Raw genomic sequence first — 17,274 nt, forward strand, 5'->3', positions numbered from 1 at the left:
CTTAAATACGGAGATATGCGGTTAGAATGCCTGCGGATCAGCGCACCACATAGACCGAACAGGTGGAATGGCGGATCACCCGCGCCGCATTGGGTCCCAGCAGATAATCCGACAGCTCCGGCTTATGCGCGCCGATCACGATCAGATCGGTTCCCGCCTTGTCCGCGACCTTCAGGATTTCCTGATAGGCTTTGCCGGTGGCCACCAGATGCCGCACCTTGGCGTTGCGTTCGGCGCCGAGGACCTCCTCGCAGAGTTTGCCCAGATGATCTGCGGTTTCCTTTACCGCGCGTTCATGGTGGTGCTCTTCGAAGAACCCCGAGACCCAGCTTTCGCCAAAATCGGGCAGCACATTGACGACATCCAGCTGCGCGCCATCCAGATCGGCCAGTCGGGCCGCCTCTGCCAGCACCTTGCGGTCCGTCGTGTCGCCGTTCAGTTCCAGCGCGCAGAGAACAGATTTACTCATGCCATAGCCTCCTCTTTGCGGGCACGGCCCGTCTGCATCAGGGCAACAAGCCCCAGCAGCAGCAGCGCCGGGATAAAGATCAGCTCCTTGGGCAGCTGATCCGACGGCACCTGCACCGAGGTCAAGGATACCGGGTCATCCAGATAGAAATCAAACCCGTCCAGCATCGGCTGCGCCGGGGTGCCGAACATCGGCTCTTCCAGTTTGACAATGCCGTCTTCTTCCAGCGGCAGCAGTCCGAACTGATCGAGGCTTGTCTGCCCGCCCTCTGCGCCGACGGTCAGAACCAAAGTGGTTTCGGTCATCTCGCCAGTGTCGAAATCGGGACCCGCCACTTTCACGCGCACTTCGGTGCCTTCGGGGACATCGTCGAGCGCGGTGACCAGTTCGGCCGGCTCCACCTGCGTGAACGGCGGCTGGATGTAATCCATGAAGAAGCCGGGACGGAAGATTGCAAAGGCAATCGCCACCAGCGCCACGCTTTCATAGATCCGGCTGCGGGTCAGGAAATATCCCATGGTGCCGGCAGTAAAGACAAGGATTGCAATGGTGGCGGTCACCGCAACCAGTATCCCCTCGGCCCAGGTGACATCAATCAGCAGAAGATCGGTGTTGAAGATGAACACAAACGGCAGCGCCACGGTGCGCAGGCTGTAGAAGAAGGCGATGAAGCCGGTACGGATCGCATCGCCCCCGGAGACAGCCGCCGCGGCAAAGCTCGCAAGGCCCACAGGCGGTGTCACATCCGCCATGATGCCGAAGTAGAACACAAATAGATGCACCGCGATCAGCGGCACGATCAGACCGGATTGCGCCCCCAGTTCCACCACAACGCCCGCCATCAGCGAGCTGACAACGATGTAGTTCGCCGTCGTGGGCAAACCCATGCCGAGGATCAGGGACAACAGCCCTACCATCACCAGCATCAGGATCAGGTTGCCGCCCGACAGGAACTCAACCAGATCGGCCATGACCTGACCAACGCCGGTGAGGGTCACCGTGCCTACGATCACGCCGGCTGTTGCTGTTGCCAGCGCGATACCGATCATGTTGCGCGCACCATCTACCATGCCGTGCCACAGGTCGTTGAGCCCATCCATGAAGTTGTGCAGCAGGTTGCTCTGTCCGCGGAACAGCGCCTTCAGCGGTTTCTGGGTGAGCAGGATCACGAATAGCAAGGCGGTCGCCCAGAAAGCCGACAGTCCCGGCGATTTCTGTTCGATCATCAGGAAGTAGACCAGCACGATGATCGGCAGCAGGTAATGCAGACCGGCCTTGTAGATCTCGCCAACCTCGGGCAGTTCGATGTCCTTGGCGTTGGGGTCATCGGGTTCAAGGTCGGGAACCTGCGCTGCCATATAGACCAGCGCGACATAGACCAATGCAACCAGACAGGTGATGATCAGGCCGGCTGCGCTTGGAGCGACGGCTTCGATCGCATCAACCGGGAATTGGGTGCCATAGCACAGCCCCGCAAACACCAGGAAGAAGCTCAGCATCCCCAGCGCCGTGCGCATCAGGTTTACTTCGCGGTTGCCCAGGGTCGGCATCTTCCGCTTTACCGCTTCCAGATGCACGATGTAGATCAGCGCGATATAGGAGATCGTCGCCGGCAGGAACGCATGGGTGATCACCTCGACATAAGAAATACCGACATATTCCACCATGAGAAACGCAGCCGCGCCCATAACCGGCGGCATGATCTGGCCATTGACAGAGGAGGCAACCTCTACCGAACCGGCCTGCTCCGAGGTGAAGCCAACCCGCTTCATCAGCGGAATGGTGAAGGTCCCGGTGGTCACGACATTGGCAATCGAGGAGCCGGAGATCAGACCGGTTGCGGCCGAGCCGACCACCGCCGCCTTTGCCGGGCCGCCGCGCAGGTGACCAAGCGCGCCAAAGGCCATCTTGATAAAGTAATTGCCCGCACCCGCCTTATCCAGAAGTGCACCGAACAGCACGAAGAGAAACACGAATTTCGTCGACACCCCCAGCGCGATGCCAAACACACCTTCCGAGGTGATCCACATCTGCTCCATCGCGCGGTCCAGCGATGCGCCTTTCCAGCGGATCACATCGGGGACCAGCTCGGATGAGCCGAAGAAAACATACAGCAGGAACACAGAGGCCACGATTGCCATCGCCGGGCCAAGGGCGCGGCGCGCGCCCTCAAACAGCAGCACAAGACCGATCGCAGCAAAGACCGTGTCGATGTCATCACCCTTGCCACCGGCATTCACGATCTTCTCGTAGAAGATATAGCCATAAAGTGCGGTAAATGTGCCCATCAGCGCCAGGATCCAGTCCTGAACCGGGATCCGGTCCGTCGGGCTGCTCTTCAGCGCGGGATAGGCCGCATAGGCGAGAAAAATGGCAAAGGCCAGATGGATCTGGCGCGCATTGTTTACGACGCTGCCCGGTAGCACGAGATTGGCAACCGGAGAGGCCAGCAGCACCTGAAAGACCGACCAGATGCAGGCCACAATGGCCAGGAACAGCCCTACGCTGCCAATCGGGTTGCGGGCGCCGGAGTCTGATGAGGCAACAAGAGCCTGAAGCTCTTCCTCCGACAGCGGACCTTTGCCCTGTGTTTCACTTGTCATGATGGTTCCCCTCGAAAGCTCGTACCGCTTGGGTGCAGGTACTGCTCCACTTGTTCTTGACACCCCGGTCAGCGGACGTGGAGACCGCAGGTGCAAAACGGGGCGCCATGGCGCCCCGTTCGATCAATCGGTCTGGTTATTCAACCCAGCCCTGTTCTTTGTAGTACTTCGCCGCGCCGGGATGCAGCGGTGCGGACAGGCCCGCAGTTGCCATTTCCTCAGGCTTCAGGTTGGCGAAGGCCGGGTGCAGTTTTTTGAAGTCTTCGAAGTTTTCAAAGACCGCTTTCACCACGGTGTAGACCGCCTCGTCCGAGACCTGATCAGAGGTCACGAAGGTCGCGCCAACGCCGAATGTGCTCACATCCGCGTCGGAGCCACGGTACATGCCGCCGGGAATGGTTGCAGTCCGGTAGAAGGAGTTGTCAGCGATCAGCTTTTCAACCGCTTCGCCATCCACGGTCACCAGGACGGAGTCGCAGGCGGTGGTGGCTTCCTGGATCGAGCCGGAGGGGTGGCCAACGGTGTAGACCATGGCGTCGATCTGGTTGTCGCAGAGCGCTGCGGATTGTTCGGCGGCCTTCAGCTCGGTTGCTAGCGCAAAGCTGTCCATGCCCCAGCCTTTGGCTTCCAGCAGCACTTCCATGGTGCCGCGCTGACCGGAACCGGGGTTGCCGATGTTGACGCGCTTGCCCTGGAGGTCGTCGAAATTGGTGATGCCGGCATCGGCACGCGCCACAACGGTAAAGGGCTCCGGGTGAACGGAGAACACGGCACGCAGACCTTCAAAGGCGCCCTGCTCTTCGAATTTGGAGGTGCCGTTATAGGCGTGGTACTGCCAGTCGGACTGCGCCACACCGAATTCCAGCTCACCATCACGGATGGTGTTGATGTTGTAGACGGAGCCACCGGTGGATTCCACGGAGCAGCGGATACCGTGCTCTTTGCGGGTCTTGTTGACCAGACGGCAGATCGCGCCACCGGTCGGGTAGTACACGCCGGTCACACCGCCGGTACCGATTGTGATGAATTCTTCTGCCATCGCGGCAGGTGCCATGAAGGCGGTAGCCACAAGGGCGCTAACGGCCAGCTTGGTGTTGGTCATATGTAGTGTTCTCCCACGTTTTTGTCTTCGAAACCGTAGAGCCGCACACGGCGCGGCTGGGGTCGTTGAACCCTTGGGGACATGTAGACGCCAGGTGTGTTTTGTCGCGCGTTCTGGCAACAATTTCCGGCAGGTCCAGCGGTTAAAGCGTTTCAGGCGCATCAGACCAAGTCAAGGCTTACGATCTGCCCGTGGTCCCGCAGGCACGAGGTTTCAGCGTATCTGATACCAATCCCGGAATATTCCCCCGCATCCACATCCATTGGATTCGGCGCACTGTGGCAGATTGTCACACCTATGTGCAACCCAACTTCGCCATTCAAACCCCTTTGATGACGATATTTTCTAGAAGATTTCTGGAATTGCCGCCGCCATAAAAGACTGGATCCGACACCGCAAGGGGCAAAAGCGTAATACCCTCCCCGTTTATGTGCCCCTGCCACCTAAGCGTGCCTTCGGTCGTTGCCCGGTGCGGTATGTGAACATCACTGCCGATTGTGCTTTGCGAGCGTGAGATTTCACGCCTATGTCCGAAACCGGCTGCGATGGCGGCTTGCCGAAGACTGCGCAAGGACGCAAGATACCGCAGAGCGCACCGCCTTGGCCCGCGGCCAGGCATATGCGTCGAGACAGCCCGCAGCGCATTCCATGCCCCGGACATCCGGACCCACCCATCAGCCACCTGCAGCAGGCCAGCAAAAGGACAGTCCCAATGAACTATCACCGACCAACCAGCTTTGCCGAAGCGGCGGAGCTGGCGGCTTCAGCATCGGGAGTTACCCGTGTTCTGGCCGGCGGCACCGATGTGCTGGTGCAGATGCGCGCCGATATCGTCACGCCGGATACGCTGATCGACATCAAGGCGATTGATGGCGTCCGCGACATCCGCAAGGAAAGCGATGGCAGCTGGACCATCGGCGCCGCGGTGGCCGGAGCCGAAATGTCCGAACATGATGACCTGTCCGCCGCATGGCCGGGCGTGGTCGAGGCGATGGACCTGATCGGATCCACCCAGGTTCAGGGCCGGGCCACGCTTGTCGGCAACCTCTGCAATGCCTCCCCTGCCGCCGACAGCGTGCCGGCTATGGTTGCGGCAGGTGCATCGGTCAGCATCACCGGACCTGACGGCAATCGCCGCGCCGCGGTCGTGGATATTCCGGCAGCTCCCGGCAAGACCACGCTGAAGCCCGGCGAGTTGATCACGGCGGTGCATCTGCCGCCCGCCGTGCCCGGTCAGGGCGACGCCTATCTGCGGTTTATCCCGCGAACCGAGATGGACATCGCCGTGGTCGGCTGTGGTGTCTGGCTTCGGCTGGAGGGCGACACCGTCGCGGATGCCCGCGTTGCCCTCGGAGCTGTCGCGCCCACGGTACTGCTGGTGCAGGCCTGTGCCGATGCCCTGATCGGCTCCAGGCTGGACGACGCGGCCTTGGGGCGACTGGCCACCGCTGCCTCTGATGCCTGCTCACCGATCACCGACAAACGCGGCACCATTGCCTTTCGCACGCAGGTGGCGGGCGTAATGGCCCGCCGCGCCGCAGAAACCGCCTATGCCCGCGCCAAGGGAGACAAAGCATGAGCACGAAGATCCACGTCTCGGCCACCGTCAACGGCGATGCCGTCGATTACCTCTGCGATCCGCGCGAAACGCTGCTTGATGTGCTGCGCGACCGTTTGAACCTTACCGGTGCCAAGGAAGGCTGCGGCACCGGCGACTGTGGCGCCTGTTCGATCACTCTCAACGGGCGGCTGGTCTGTTCCTGTCTGGTGCTCGGCGTCGAAGCCGCAGGCCAGGAAATCGCCACCGTCGAAGGCATCGCTGCTGGCGAAACACTGCATCCGCTGCAACAGAAGTTCATCGACCACGCCGCGCTGCAATGCGGTATCTGCACGCCGGGCATTCTGGTCGCGGCCAAGGCGCTGCTGGAGAAGAACCCCGACCCCAGCGAGACCGAAGTGCGCTATTGGCTGGCGGGCAATCTGTGCCGCTGTACCGGCTATGACAAGATCATTCGCGCCGTCATGGACGCGGCGGCAGAGATGCGGGAGGCATCATAATGGCTCTGGATCAACGCAAGACCGATTTCACCCAGGTGGGCACCCGTCCCAACCGCCCCGATGGTCTGGACAAGGTCACGGGCAAGGCGCGCTTTGGCGCCGATATCACGGCACCGGGAATGCTCTTCGGGGCCATCCTGCGCAGCCCTCACGCCCATGCCCGGATCAAACATATCGACACCAGCAAGGCCGAGGCGCTGAGCGATGTGAAGGCGATTGTCACCCGTGCCGATTTCTCGGACGCCATCAAACCCGCGCCGGGGCTGGAAGGCGAACAATGGAATGTGCTGGAAAACGTGATGGCGGGCGATACCGCGCTCTATGATGGCCATGCCATCGCGGCTGTGGCAGCCACCTCGGCCCTCGCCGCACGTGACGCGCTGAAGCTGATCGAGGTCGAGTATGAGGTGCTGCCCCATGTGACCGATGTCGATAAGGCGATGGCCAAGGATGCACCGGTGATCCGCGAGGGCGCTGCCGATTACTCTGTGCCGGAGGGGATGCACCCAAACGTGGTGCGCTACCACGAAAGCGGCCATGGCGATGTCGAGGCGGGCTTTGCCAAGGCCGATCTGGTGGTCGAGGAGCATTTTGTCACCGAGGCCACGCATCAGGGCTATATCGAACCCCATGCCTGCCTTGCCCAGCTGGGACAGGACGGCAAGGGTGAACTGTGGTGCTGTACGCAGGGCCACTGGTATGTGCAGAAGAACTGCGCGGCGCTGTTGGGGATTGAGACATCGCAGCTGCGCGTCACCGCCTCGGAAATCGGCGGTGGCTTTGGCGGCAAGACCACGGTGTTCATCGAACCTGTCGCACTGGCCCTGTCGCGCAAGTCCAATCGCCCGGTCAAACTGGTGATGAGCCGCCCCGAGGTGTTCCGCGCCACCGGCCCCACCGCCTCGACCTCCATGGATATCAAGATCGGCATGACCGCTGATGGTATCATTACCGCAGCACAGGGCACCTTCCGCCTACAGGGCGGTGCCTTTCCGGGTGCGCCTGCGGATATGACCGCAATGTGTGCCTTTGCGCCCTATGATCTGAAGAACGTCCAGCAGATTGGCTATGACGTCATGAGCAACCGCCCCAAACAGGCGGCCTATCGCGCGCCCGGCTCTCCGATGGCGGCTTATGCGGTGGAATCTGTGATTGACGAGCTCTGCCGTAAACTGGATCTCGACCCAATCGAAGTGCGCTTGAAAAATGCCGCGCGCGAGGGCACCAAAGCCTCCTACGGGCCAAAGTTCGAACGTATTGGTCTGGTCGAAACGCTGGAGGCCGCCAAGGCACATCCGCACTACAGTGCCCCGCTGAAACCCGGTCAGGGGCGCGGGATCTCCTGCGGCTTCTGGTTTAACCATGGTGGCGAAACCTCGGTGTCATTGTCGCTGTCAGAGGATGGCACCTGTCAGATTTCTGTTGGCACGCCCGATATCGGCGGCTCCCGCGCCTCCATGGCGCTGATGGCGGCAGAGGTTCTGGGCATTCCCTATGAGAGCATCCGCGTCACCATCGCCGATACTGCCACGCTTGGTTATAATGACGTCTCCCACGGCAGCCGGGTGACCTATGCCAGCGGCCTTGCCACGATCAAGGCGGCAGAGGATGCCGTGGCCAAGCTCAGCAAACGCGCCGCGGCCAAATGGGGTATCCCCGAGGATGCTGTGAAATGGGAGGACGGCCATGCCGTGCCCTCCGGTCCCAATGCGGGCAACTTCGACCCGATGCCGCTGGCGGAGATTACCCGCGACATGGGCAAGACCGGTGGACCGATCTCGGGCCATTTCGAGGCGACGCCCGAAGGGGCCGGCGTCTCCTTTGCCACCCATATCGTCGATGCGGAGGTGGATCCCGAAACCGGCAAGACCGCTGTGACGCGCTATACGGTCATTCAGGATGCGGGCAAGGCGATCCATCCCACCTATGTCGAAGGTCAGTTTCAGGGCGGTGCCGCACAGGGCATCGGCTGGGCGCTGAATGAGGAATATATCTACGGCGAGGACGGGCGGTTGCAGAATGCAGTATTCCTCGACTATCGGATCCCCGTCGCCTCGGACCTGCCAATGATCGACACGGTGATTGTCGAGGTGCCGAACCCCGGTCATCCCTTCGGCGTGCGCGGTGTCGGCGAAACCTCGATCTGTCCGCCTCTCGCGGCCATCGCCAATGCAGTCTCTGCGGCGGCGGGGGTGCGGTTGCATGCGCTGCCGATGTCGCCACCACGGATTCTGGCCGCCCTGGATCAGCAGCGCGCCAAGACGGGCTGAGGCGCCGCAATGGCACCTGAGTACAGCGCCACAGGTCAGGGCGCGGGCACGCCGCGCCTGACCGTACACCTCTGGTCGGGCCTGCGACGGTTTGCAGATGGGCAGGACGCTGTGGAGGTTCAGGCCACCACAATCGGCGCGATGATCGCAGCGCTCAAATCTGCCTATCCCGCACTTGCACCGGCTCTCGACGCAGGCGTATCCGTTGCCGTGGACGGCCGGATCATTGCTGCCAGTCTTGATGAACCGCTCCGGCCCCAGAATGAAATCTACCTCATGCAGAGGTTGCGCGGCGGCTAGCTGCGCAAGAGGATTGCACTTTACCGCCAATGCGCTAGGACGGCATCAGCGGCGGCGCTGGGCCAGCCATCAACGGAGGACACCGCAGTGAAGGTCAACGGCACACATTATCGCTCGCTCTGGTGGGACGAGGATCAATCGGTTCTGATGATTATCGACCAGCGTTGGCTGCCCCATGAGTTTCGCATTCAGCCGGTTGCAACACTGGATGATTTCGCGACCGCCATCGTCGAGATGCGGGTGCGTGGCGCGCCGCTGATCGGAGCCACCGCTGCCTATGGCATGGCGCTGGCGGCCGAGCTTGATCCTTCGGACGGTGCGCTGGAGGCCGCTTGGGAGCAGCTCAATGCGACCCGCCCCACTGCGATCAACCTGCGCTGGGCGCTAAACCGCTGCATGGAGGTCCTGAGTCCCCTGCCCGAGGATGAGCGTGCTGACGCCGCACTGAAACTGGCCCATGCAATCGCCGATGAGGATGTTGAAATCAACCGGCGCATCGGCACTTACGGGCTGACCCTGATCCGTGAGATCGCACAGAAGAAACCCGCAGGTGAGCCGGTGCGGCTGCTCACCCATTGCAATGCAGGCTGGATCGCCACGGTTGACTGGGGCACCGCCACCAGCCCGATGTATCAGGCCCATGATGCCGGAATTCCGATCCATGTCTGGGTCGATGAGACCCGCCCGCGCAATCAGGGCGCGCTGACCGCCTGGGAACTGGGCAGCCATGGTATTAGCCACAGCTACATCACCGACAATGCCGGCGGTCATCTGATGCAGCACGGACAGGTCGACCTGGTGATCACCGGCACCGACCGCACCACGCGTCAGGGTGATGTCTGCAACAAGATCGGCACCTATCTGAAGGCACTGGCAGCCCATGACAACGGGGTGCCCTTCTATGTCGCCCTGCCCTCGCCGACCATCGACTGGACGGTGACCGATGGCGTTGCCGAGATCCCAATCGAGGACCGCGACAGCCGCGAGGTAAGCCATGTGCAGGGCGTGCTTGATAGCGGCGACATCGGGCTTGCGCGTGTGACACCGGACGGCACGGTCTGCGGCAACCCGGCCTTTGACGTGACCCCCAATCGGCTGGTCACCGGGCTGATCACAGAGCGCGGCATCTGCGATGCCTCTGCCGACGGGCTGGCGGCGCTGTTCCCCGATCTTATCCGCAAGGCCGGGTGACCGCGCCATGATCAGACCCGCCCCGGATGACAGCCGCGCCCTGCGTCAGTCCATCATTGATGCTTGCCTGGAGATGAACCGGACCGGCATCAATCAGGGCACCTCCGGCAATATCTCCCTGCGGATCGCCGGGGGTGACATGCTGATCACCCCGTCCGGCATCCCTTATGAGGCGATGAGCCCGGAGATGATCGTCCGAATGCCGCTTGCGGGCGGGCCTGATCCCGAGGATGCACAGCCGGCCCCGTCGTCGGAGTGGCAGTTTCATCAGGCGCTGCTTGCGGCGAGGCCGGAGGCGATGGCGGTCGTCCATGCCCATCCGGCGCATTGCTGCGCTCTCGCCGTGAACCACATGACGATCCCGGCCTGCCACTATATGGTCGCGGCCTTTGGCGGAGATGACGTGCCGCTGGCGGATTACGCGCTGTTCGGTACGGCTGAATTGTCGGATCATGTCGTCCACGCCATGGCCGACCGCCACGCCTGCCTGATGGCAAACCATGGGGCCCTTGTGACCGGTGATACGCTGGCGCGGGCGATGTGGCGCATGGTGGAGCTGGAGAGTTTGGCGCGGACGTACATACTGGCCCGCAGCATCGGCACACCAAAACTGCTAAGCACGGCGCAGATGGAGGAGGCGCTTGCTGCCTTCGCCACCTACGGGCTGAAACAGGCCTGACCAGCCGAGTCGCCATTGCGCGATAATCGAACATCTTCCCGGCCCGGTCGAACGACCAGCGGGCAAGATGACCGCTGTCACGCCATTCCTCCCAGTTAGATGGCAGTTTTTGGGCCTTCGTCCGTCTTATCCCGGAAACGGGCGTAAATTCCCTTGCGTTAGCGCAAAAGATACGACCTCATATCAGGGAATTAGGAAGAAATATGACTGACCCTCTGATTTTCGACGGCCACAACGATGTTTTGCTGCGATTGCACAATCGCGATATTTCATCCGGCGTGGACGGGTTCCAAGGCAACGGCGGGCGCCAGATTGATCTGGCCAAAGCGCGCACGGGCGGCTTTGGCGGCGGCTTCTTTGCGATCTATATTCCGGATGGCCACAGTCTGGATAGCGAAGACGAGATGATGGCAGACAGCTATGATATGCCGCTGTCGGCGGCGATCAGCTGGCCCGATGCCGCCCCTGTCGCGCTGTCGCAGGCGTCCCTGCTGTTTCAGCTGGAAAGCGACGGCGCGCTGAAGGTCTGCCGCACAACCGAAGATATTCGCGACTGCCTCTCGACCGGGATGATGGCGGCGGTGCTGCATATGGAGGGCGCGGAGGCAATTGATCCGGATTTCCACATGCTCGACCTGCTTTATCAGGCCGGGCTTCGCTCAATCGGTCCGGTGTGGAGCCGCCCGACAAGGTTCGGCCATGGCGTGCCCTTCCGGTTTCCGGGATCACCCGATACCGGTCCGGGGCTGACGGAGGATGGCAAACGGCTGATCCGGCGCTGCAATGATCTGGGTGTTATGATCGACCTGTCGCATCTGAACGAGGCCGGTTTCTGGGATGTGGCCAGGCTGAGCGCAGCGCCGCTGGTGGCCACCCATTCCAATGCCCATGCGCTGACGCCGCACAGCCGCAACCTCACCGACCGCCAGCTGCACGCGATCCGCGACAGTGACGGGATGGTCGGCCTGAACTTTGCGGTCGCCTTTCTGCGCGAAGATGGCCGGATGGACGAAAACACCCCGATTGACCGGATGCTGCGCCATATCGACCACCTGATCAGCCAGCTCGGCGAGGATCGGGTTGGTTTCGGCTCGGATTTCGACGGGGCCACCGTGCCGCGGGAGATCAGGACCGTTGCAGGCCTGCCCGCGCTTCGCGCCGCTCTGCGTCACCACGGTGTGGATGAGACGTTGATGAAAAAACTATGTCACGACAACTGGCTGCGGGTTCTGGATGCCACCTGGCGCAGCCCGAAAACGGAGGCGCGCAGCTGACCGGTGCGCGCTCCGGTTCAGACCCACACAACAACAAGACGCTGACAACAGCGCGATATTCCAAGATCAAAAACACAATAGGGAGTTAAAGATGAAAACCATTCATACCCTTCTTGGCACCGCCGCGCTGGGGCTGGCGATTGGCCTCACTCCGATGGCGACCATGGCTGAGACGCCCGCCAATATGCTGGTTATTGCCAACCGCATTGACGATATCACCACGCTGGATCCGGCGCAGAGCTTTGAATTTGCGGGTGCCGATGTGATCCGCAACATCTATGGCAAGCTGGTCAACTTTGACCCCTCCGATCTGGATGCAGGCTATCAGCCCGATCTGGCCGAAAGCTGGACAGTCTCCGAGGATGGCCGCACCATCACCTTTACCATGCGCGAAGGCGTGACCTTCCAGTCCGGCAACCCGGTCCGGGCCGAGGATGCGGCGTTTTCGCTGAAGCGCGCGGTCATTCTGAACAAGACGCCGTCCTTCATCATCACGCAGTTTGGCTTTACGCCCGAAAACGTCGATGAAACCATCAAGGTTGATGGCAATACGCTGTCTATCACCACCGACAAACGCTATGCGACCTCCTTTGTTCTGAACTGCCTCACGGCGACCATCGGCGCCATCGTCGACAAGGAACTGGTCATGGCCAATGAGGTCGATGGCGATATGGGCAACAATTGGCTGACCACCAATTCGGCAGGCTCCGGCCCCTACAGCCTGGCCAGCTGGAAGCCGAAGGAAAGTGTCACCCTGAGCGCAAACCCCTCGTATTATGGCGGTGAGCCAGAAATGAAGCGCGTCATCGTGCGCCACGTTCAGGAAAGCGCAACCCAGCGCCTGATGCTGGAACGCGGTGATATCGATGTGGCCCGCGATCTGACGCCCTCGGATGTGGACGGTCTGGCCGGTGTTGAGGGTGTCGAGGTGCTGCGCGAAATGCGCGGCCGCCTGATGTATGTCTCCTTCAACCAGAAACACCCGGAACTGTCGAAGCCGCAGGTCCGTCAGGCGCTGAAATATCTCATCGACTATGACGGTATGGAAAACAGCTTCCTGAAGAACTGGTATGTCGGCCACCAGAACTTCCTGCCGAAGACCTATCTGGGCGCTGTGGACGAAAACCCCTTCTCGCTCGATGTCGAAAAGGCCAAGGCGCTGCTGGCAGAGGCCGGTGTCGAAAATCTGGAGCTGACCGTCGGCGTACGCGAAGCGCAGGAACGGCTGGAAATTGCACAGTCGTTGCAAAACACCTTTGCACAGGCCGGGATCACGCTGAACCTTGAGGTTGGCACTGGCAAACAGATCCTGGGCAAATACCGCGCACGCGAGTTGGATATCTATCTGGGCGCATGGGGCCCGGACTATCCTGATCCGCATACCAATGCGGGGACCTTTGCCTATAACCCGGATAACTCGGACGAAGCCAATGCAACCGGTCTTCTGGCCTGGCGCAACGGCTGGGACACCGGCGGGCTGACGGAAAAGGTTGCCGCCGCCGTGGTCGAGGGCGACACCGACAAGCGCGCCGAGATGTACCACGAAATTCAGGCAGAGTTCCGCGACACAGCCCCCTTTGCCATCATGTTCCAGCTGATCGAACAGGCTGGCATGGCCGACAATGTCGAAGGGCTGAGCCTCGGCGGGGCGATCACCTCTGTCGCCTACTGGGACGTGACCAAGTAAAATGGCGAATTTCGCAACAGAAACGGAGCGGCGGCCCTGGCTGCCCCTCCCCCCTTGGGCGCGCGGCACACTGGTGACGCTGTCGTCCATCGCAGTCACCATGCTGGGCCTCTTGTTCGTGACCTTCCTGATTGGTCGGGTGATGCCCATTGATCCGGTGCTGGCCATCGTGGGGGAACGCGCCACCGAGGAGCAGTATAATGCCGCCTACCGTGAGCTGGGTCTGGACCGGTCGCTGGCTATTCAGTTTTTCTACTATGTCACCGATGTGCTGCGCGGTGATTTCGGAACCTCGCTGCTGACCGCGCGGGATGTCTCCTCCGATATCGCACGCGTGTTTCCGGCGACCTTTGAACTTGCCACTATTGGCATTCTCTTTGGCTGCATTCTGGGCGTGCCGCTGGGGGTCATCGCCGCCGTACGCCGGGGCAGCTGGATCGACCAGATTGCCCGCGTGATTGCACTTGTGGGCTATTCCATGCCGATCTTCTGGCTCGGCCTGATGGGGCTCTTGCTGTTCTACGGCATTCTGGGCTGGGTCGGCGGCCCCGGACGTCAGGGTATTTTCTACGAGGATATGATCCCGTCGGTCACAGGCATGATCCTGGTGGACTCGCTGATTGCAGGTGATTGGGGCGCGTTTCGCGACGCGTTTTCTCATATCGTGCTGCCCGCCGCGCTGCTCGGCTATTACAGCCTTGCCTATATCAGCCGCATGACGCGCTCGTTCATGCTCGAACAGCTCTCGGCGGAATATATCACCACCGCCCGCGTCAAAGGCATGAGTGAATGGGCCGTGGTCTGGACGCACGCATTTCGCAATATCCGCGTGCAGCTGATCACCGTGATCGCCCTCAGCTATGCCAATCTGCTTGAGGGATCGGTTCTGACCGAAATCATCTTTTCCTGGCCGGGGATCGGCAGCTATATCACCACCGCACTTTTGTCGGCTGACATGAATGCGGTACTGGGCGGTACAGTTGTTGTGGGGCTCGTGTTCATCTGCCTCAATATCTTCTCCGATCTTCTCTACAAAGTCTTTGATCCGAGGTCGAAATGAGCCTGTCATCGCAAACCCCGGCCCCTCAGCAGGGCCTGCGCGCCTGGCTGCTGACCGACACGCCGAGATCGCGGCGTCAGGCCCGGCTGGCGGCGCTCTATCAGGGCTGGCTGTCGCTCAAGCAGAACCATATGGCGATGGTCGGGCTGGCCATCCTGATTTTGTTGATCTCCATCGCGCTGCTGGCGCCGATGATCGCGCCCCATGACCCATATGTGCAGAATCTCGCCAATCGGCTGCAACCGTTGGGCAGCGAGGGGCATATTCTGGGCACGGATTCCCTTGGTCGTGATATCCTCAGCCGGTTGATCCATGGTGCCCGCATCACCCTCTATATCGTGGCGCTGGTGGCGCTGATTGCACCGGTTGCGGGCCTTCTTGTTGGCACCGTCTCCGGCTACGTCGGCGGCTGGGCCGATATCATTCTGATGCGGATCACCGATATTTTCCTGGCGTTTCCACGGCTGGTGCTGGCGCTGGCCTTTGTCGCTGCTCTTGGCGCCGGGATTGAAAACGCGGTACTGGCGATCTCGCTCACTGCCTGGCCGCCCTATGCACGGATGGCGCGGGCCGAGACACTGACGATCCGCTCCTCCGACTATATCAGCGCGATCCGCCTGCAAGGCGCAGGCCCGCTCAGGATCATCATCAAACATATCTGGCCACTCTGCATCTCCTCGCTGATCGTTCGGGTGACGCTCGATATGGCAGGCATCATTCTGGCCGCCGCCGGTCTGGGCTTCCTCGGCCTTGGCGCCCAGCCACCAAGCCCGGAATGGGGCGCGATGATCTCCGAAGGGCGCCGGTTCATCCTCGATCACTGGTGGGTGGCCACCATGCCCGGTCTTGCCATTTTTGCCGTTTCGCTGGCGTTCAACCTGCTCGGAGATGGCCTGCGCGACGTATTGGACCCAAAGGACAGCGCCTCATGAGCCCGCTTCTGGATATCGAAAACCTCTGGGTGCGATTTCCCACCCGCAATGGCATCTTTGACGCAGTGCGCGGTGTGTCCTTCTCGCTCGGCCGTGAACGGCTCGGCATCGTTGGGGAAAGCGGCTCCGGCAAGTCAATGACCGGTCGCGCCATCCTACGACTGATCCGGCCTCCCGGCATCGTCGAAGCGGATCACATCAATCTGCACGGCGAGAACCTGCTGGCAAAATCGGAGCGCGAGATGCGCAAGGTTCGCGGCGAACAGATCTCCATGGTGATGCAGGATCCCAAATTCTCGCTCAACCCGGTGATGACCATCGGCGATCAACTGATCGAAGCCCACCGCCTGCACAGCAAATCCACCAAGACCGAGGCCTATGCCAAGGCCTTGGAAATGCTGGAGGCTGTGTCGATCCGCGACCCGGAGCGCGTGATGACCGCCTACCCGCATGAGATGTCGGGTGGCATGGGGCAACGGATCATGATTGCCATGATGCTGATCCCAAACCCGGAAATCCTGATCGCGGATGAGCCGACCTCGGCGCTGGATGTCTCGGTGCAGGGACAGGTGCTGTCGATCATGGATCGGCTGGTGAAGGAACGCGGCATGGGGCTGATCTTTATCAGCCACGATCTCAATCTGGTGTCGCAGTTCTGTGATCGGGTGCTGATCATGTATGCAGGCCGCATCGTCGAGGTCTGCGACGCCGATCAGCTGCACGAAGCGCAGCACCCTTATACACGAGGTCTGCTCGGCAGCCTGCCCCGATTTGATGCTCCGCGTCCTCGGCTTGAGGTGCTGCAACGTGATCCCGCCTGGCGGGATGCGCCCAGCGTGGAGGGTCGCAGATGACAATGGCGCTGGAAATCAATAACTTAAACGTCTATTTCGGCGACCGTGGCGCATTGGTCCATGCCGTGAAATCGGCGTCTCTGGCGGTCGAGATCGGCGCCAGTTTCGGCCTCGTCGGCGAAAGCGGCTCAGGAAAATCCACTATCCTGAAAGCCATCACCGGTCTCGCGCCGCAGTGGAATGGTGAGATATCGGTTGAGGGCAAACGGCTTGGACCGACCCGTGACCGCGCATTTTACAAGACCGTTCAGATGGTGTTTCAGGATCCCTATGCCTCGCTGCACCCGCGTCAATCCGTGGATCAGGTGCTGTCGGAGACACTGCATCTGCACGGGTTCCGCGACATCGATGCACGGGTGGAACAGCTGCTGCAGGATGTCGGCCTTGGGCCGTCGTTCCGCTTTCGCTATCCGCACCAGCTGTCCGGTGGTCAGCGGCAGCGCGTCGCCATCGCCCGCGCGCTGGCCCCACGGCCGGATATCCTGCTGCTGGACGAGCCGACCTCGGCGCTGGATGTCTCGGTACAAGCGGAGATCCTGAACCTTCTCAGCGATTTACGTGCCGCGCATGGGCTGACCTTTGTGATGGTGTCTCATGACCTCGCGGTCGTTGCGCATATGTGTGATGCGGCGGCGGTGATGCAGCATGGCGAGATTGTAGAGGTGCTCAGCATTGATGCCATGCGCGCCGGGCAGACACAGCACCCCTATACACAAACGCTGCTGCGGGCCTCCGCCAATCGGGTGGCCTGAAATGGGGCTGTCAGGGGTCTGACAGAGAGCTGCCAAGCGGGCG

The 17,274-nt window shown here is 61.3% G+C and carries 15 protein-coding genes; 12 read left to right on the forward strand and 3 right to left on the reverse strand.

Annotated features, from left to right (window positions below):
- Positions 1-37 precede the first annotated feature (37 nt).
- The 3 genes from VWY34_RS14040 to VWY34_RS14050 all read right to left on the reverse strand — a co-directional run bounded on the left by VWY34_RS14040 (position 38) and on the right by VWY34_RS14050 (position 4,174).
- Positions 38-469 (reverse strand): universal stress protein, encoded by a 432-nt coding sequence (locus tag VWY34_RS14040; RefSeq protein WP_340545610.1) that lies wholly within the window; start codon positions 467-469, stop codon positions 38-40.
- Complete coding sequence (locus VWY34_RS14045; protein ID WP_340545611.1) at positions 466-3,072, reverse strand: TRAP transporter permease; 2,607 nt, start codon at positions 3,070-3,072, stop codon at positions 466-468. The genes VWY34_RS14040 and VWY34_RS14045 overlap by 4 nt, the downstream gene beginning before the upstream one ends.
- 136 nt (positions 3,073-3,208) lie before the next feature.
- Entirely contained in the window at positions 3,209-4,174 is a 966-nt protein-coding gene (locus VWY34_RS14050; RefSeq protein WP_340545612.1) for a TAXI family TRAP transporter solute-binding subunit, read from the reverse strand.
- A gap of 712 nt (positions 4,175-4,886) precedes the next feature.
- Between VWY34_RS14050 and VWY34_RS14055 the strand changes: the two genes are divergently transcribed.
- The 12 genes from VWY34_RS14055 to VWY34_RS14110 all read left to right on the forward strand — a co-directional run bounded on the left by VWY34_RS14055 (position 4,887) and on the right by VWY34_RS14110 (position 17,231).
- Positions 4,887-5,753, forward strand: a complete 867-nt coding sequence (locus VWY34_RS14055; protein WP_416534913.1) for an FAD binding domain-containing protein — start codon at positions 4,887-4,889, stop codon at positions 5,751-5,753.
- Positions 5,750-6,232 (forward strand): (2Fe-2S)-binding protein, encoded by a 483-nt coding sequence (locus VWY34_RS14060; protein WP_340545614.1) that lies wholly within the window; start codon positions 5,750-5,752, stop codon positions 6,230-6,232. The genes VWY34_RS14055 and VWY34_RS14060 overlap by 4 nt, the downstream gene beginning before the upstream one ends.
- The gene (locus VWY34_RS14065) at positions 6,232-8,502 is read left to right on the forward strand and encodes a xanthine dehydrogenase family protein molybdopterin-binding subunit (protein ID WP_416538770.1); all 2,271 of its coding nucleotides are present in this window, start codon (positions 6,232-6,234) and stop codon (positions 8,500-8,502) included. Before VWY34_RS14060 ends, VWY34_RS14065 begins: the two co-directional genes overlap by 1 nt.
- Before the next feature lie 9 nt (positions 8,503-8,511).
- Complete coding sequence (locus tag VWY34_RS14070; protein WP_416545871.1) at positions 8,512-8,802, forward strand: MoaD/ThiS family protein; 291 nt, start codon at positions 8,512-8,514, stop codon at positions 8,800-8,802.
- A gap of 87 nt (positions 8,803-8,889) precedes the next feature.
- Positions 8,890-9,993, forward strand: coding sequence for an S-methyl-5-thioribose-1-phosphate isomerase (gene mtnA, locus VWY34_RS14075; RefSeq protein ID WP_416545873.1), 1,104 nt, complete (start codon positions 8,890-8,892; stop codon positions 9,991-9,993).
- Between the two features lie 7 nt (positions 9,994-10,000).
- A complete protein-coding gene (locus VWY34_RS14080; RefSeq protein ID WP_416545875.1) occupies positions 10,001-10,672 on the forward strand; it encodes a class II aldolase/adducin family protein in 672 nt (223 codons plus the stop codon).
- Positions 10,673-10,875: 203 nt separating this feature from the next.
- The gene (locus tag VWY34_RS14085) at positions 10,876-11,946 is read left to right on the forward strand and encodes a dipeptidase (protein WP_340545619.1); all 1,071 of its coding nucleotides are present in this window, start codon (positions 10,876-10,878) and stop codon (positions 11,944-11,946) included.
- Between the two features lie 91 nt (positions 11,947-12,037).
- Entirely contained in the window at positions 12,038-13,633 is a 1,596-nt protein-coding gene (locus VWY34_RS14090; RefSeq protein ID WP_340545620.1) for an ABC transporter substrate-binding protein, read from the forward strand.
- Between the two features lies 1 nt (position 13,634).
- Positions 13,635-14,693 (forward strand): ABC transporter permease, encoded by a 1,059-nt coding sequence (locus VWY34_RS14095; RefSeq protein WP_340545621.1) that lies wholly within the window; start codon positions 13,635-13,637, stop codon positions 14,691-14,693.
- Complete coding sequence (gene nikC, locus VWY34_RS14100; protein WP_416545877.1) at positions 14,690-15,625, forward strand: nickel transporter permease; 936 nt, start codon at positions 14,690-14,692, stop codon at positions 15,623-15,625. Before VWY34_RS14095 ends, nikC begins: the two co-directional genes overlap by 4 nt.
- The gene (locus VWY34_RS14105) at positions 15,622-16,479 is read left to right on the forward strand and encodes an ABC transporter ATP-binding protein (protein WP_340545623.1); all 858 of its coding nucleotides are present in this window, start codon (positions 15,622-15,624) and stop codon (positions 16,477-16,479) included. Before nikC ends, VWY34_RS14105 begins: the two co-directional genes overlap by 4 nt.
- Positions 16,476-17,231 carry an ABC transporter ATP-binding protein gene (locus VWY34_RS14110; RefSeq protein WP_416545879.1) on the forward strand — a complete coding sequence of 252 codons (756 nt, stop codon included), beginning with the start codon at positions 16,476-16,478 and terminating at the stop codon, positions 17,229-17,231. Before VWY34_RS14105 ends, VWY34_RS14110 begins: the two co-directional genes overlap by 4 nt.
- The last annotated feature ends 43 nt before the right edge of the window (positions 17,232-17,274 follow it).

The sequence above is a fragment of the Phaeobacter sp. JH20_02 genome, assembly GCF_048056915.1.
GTDB classification, from domain to species: domain Bacteria; phylum Pseudomonadota; class Alphaproteobacteria; order Rhodobacterales; family Rhodobacteraceae; genus Phaeobacter; species Phaeobacter bryozoorum.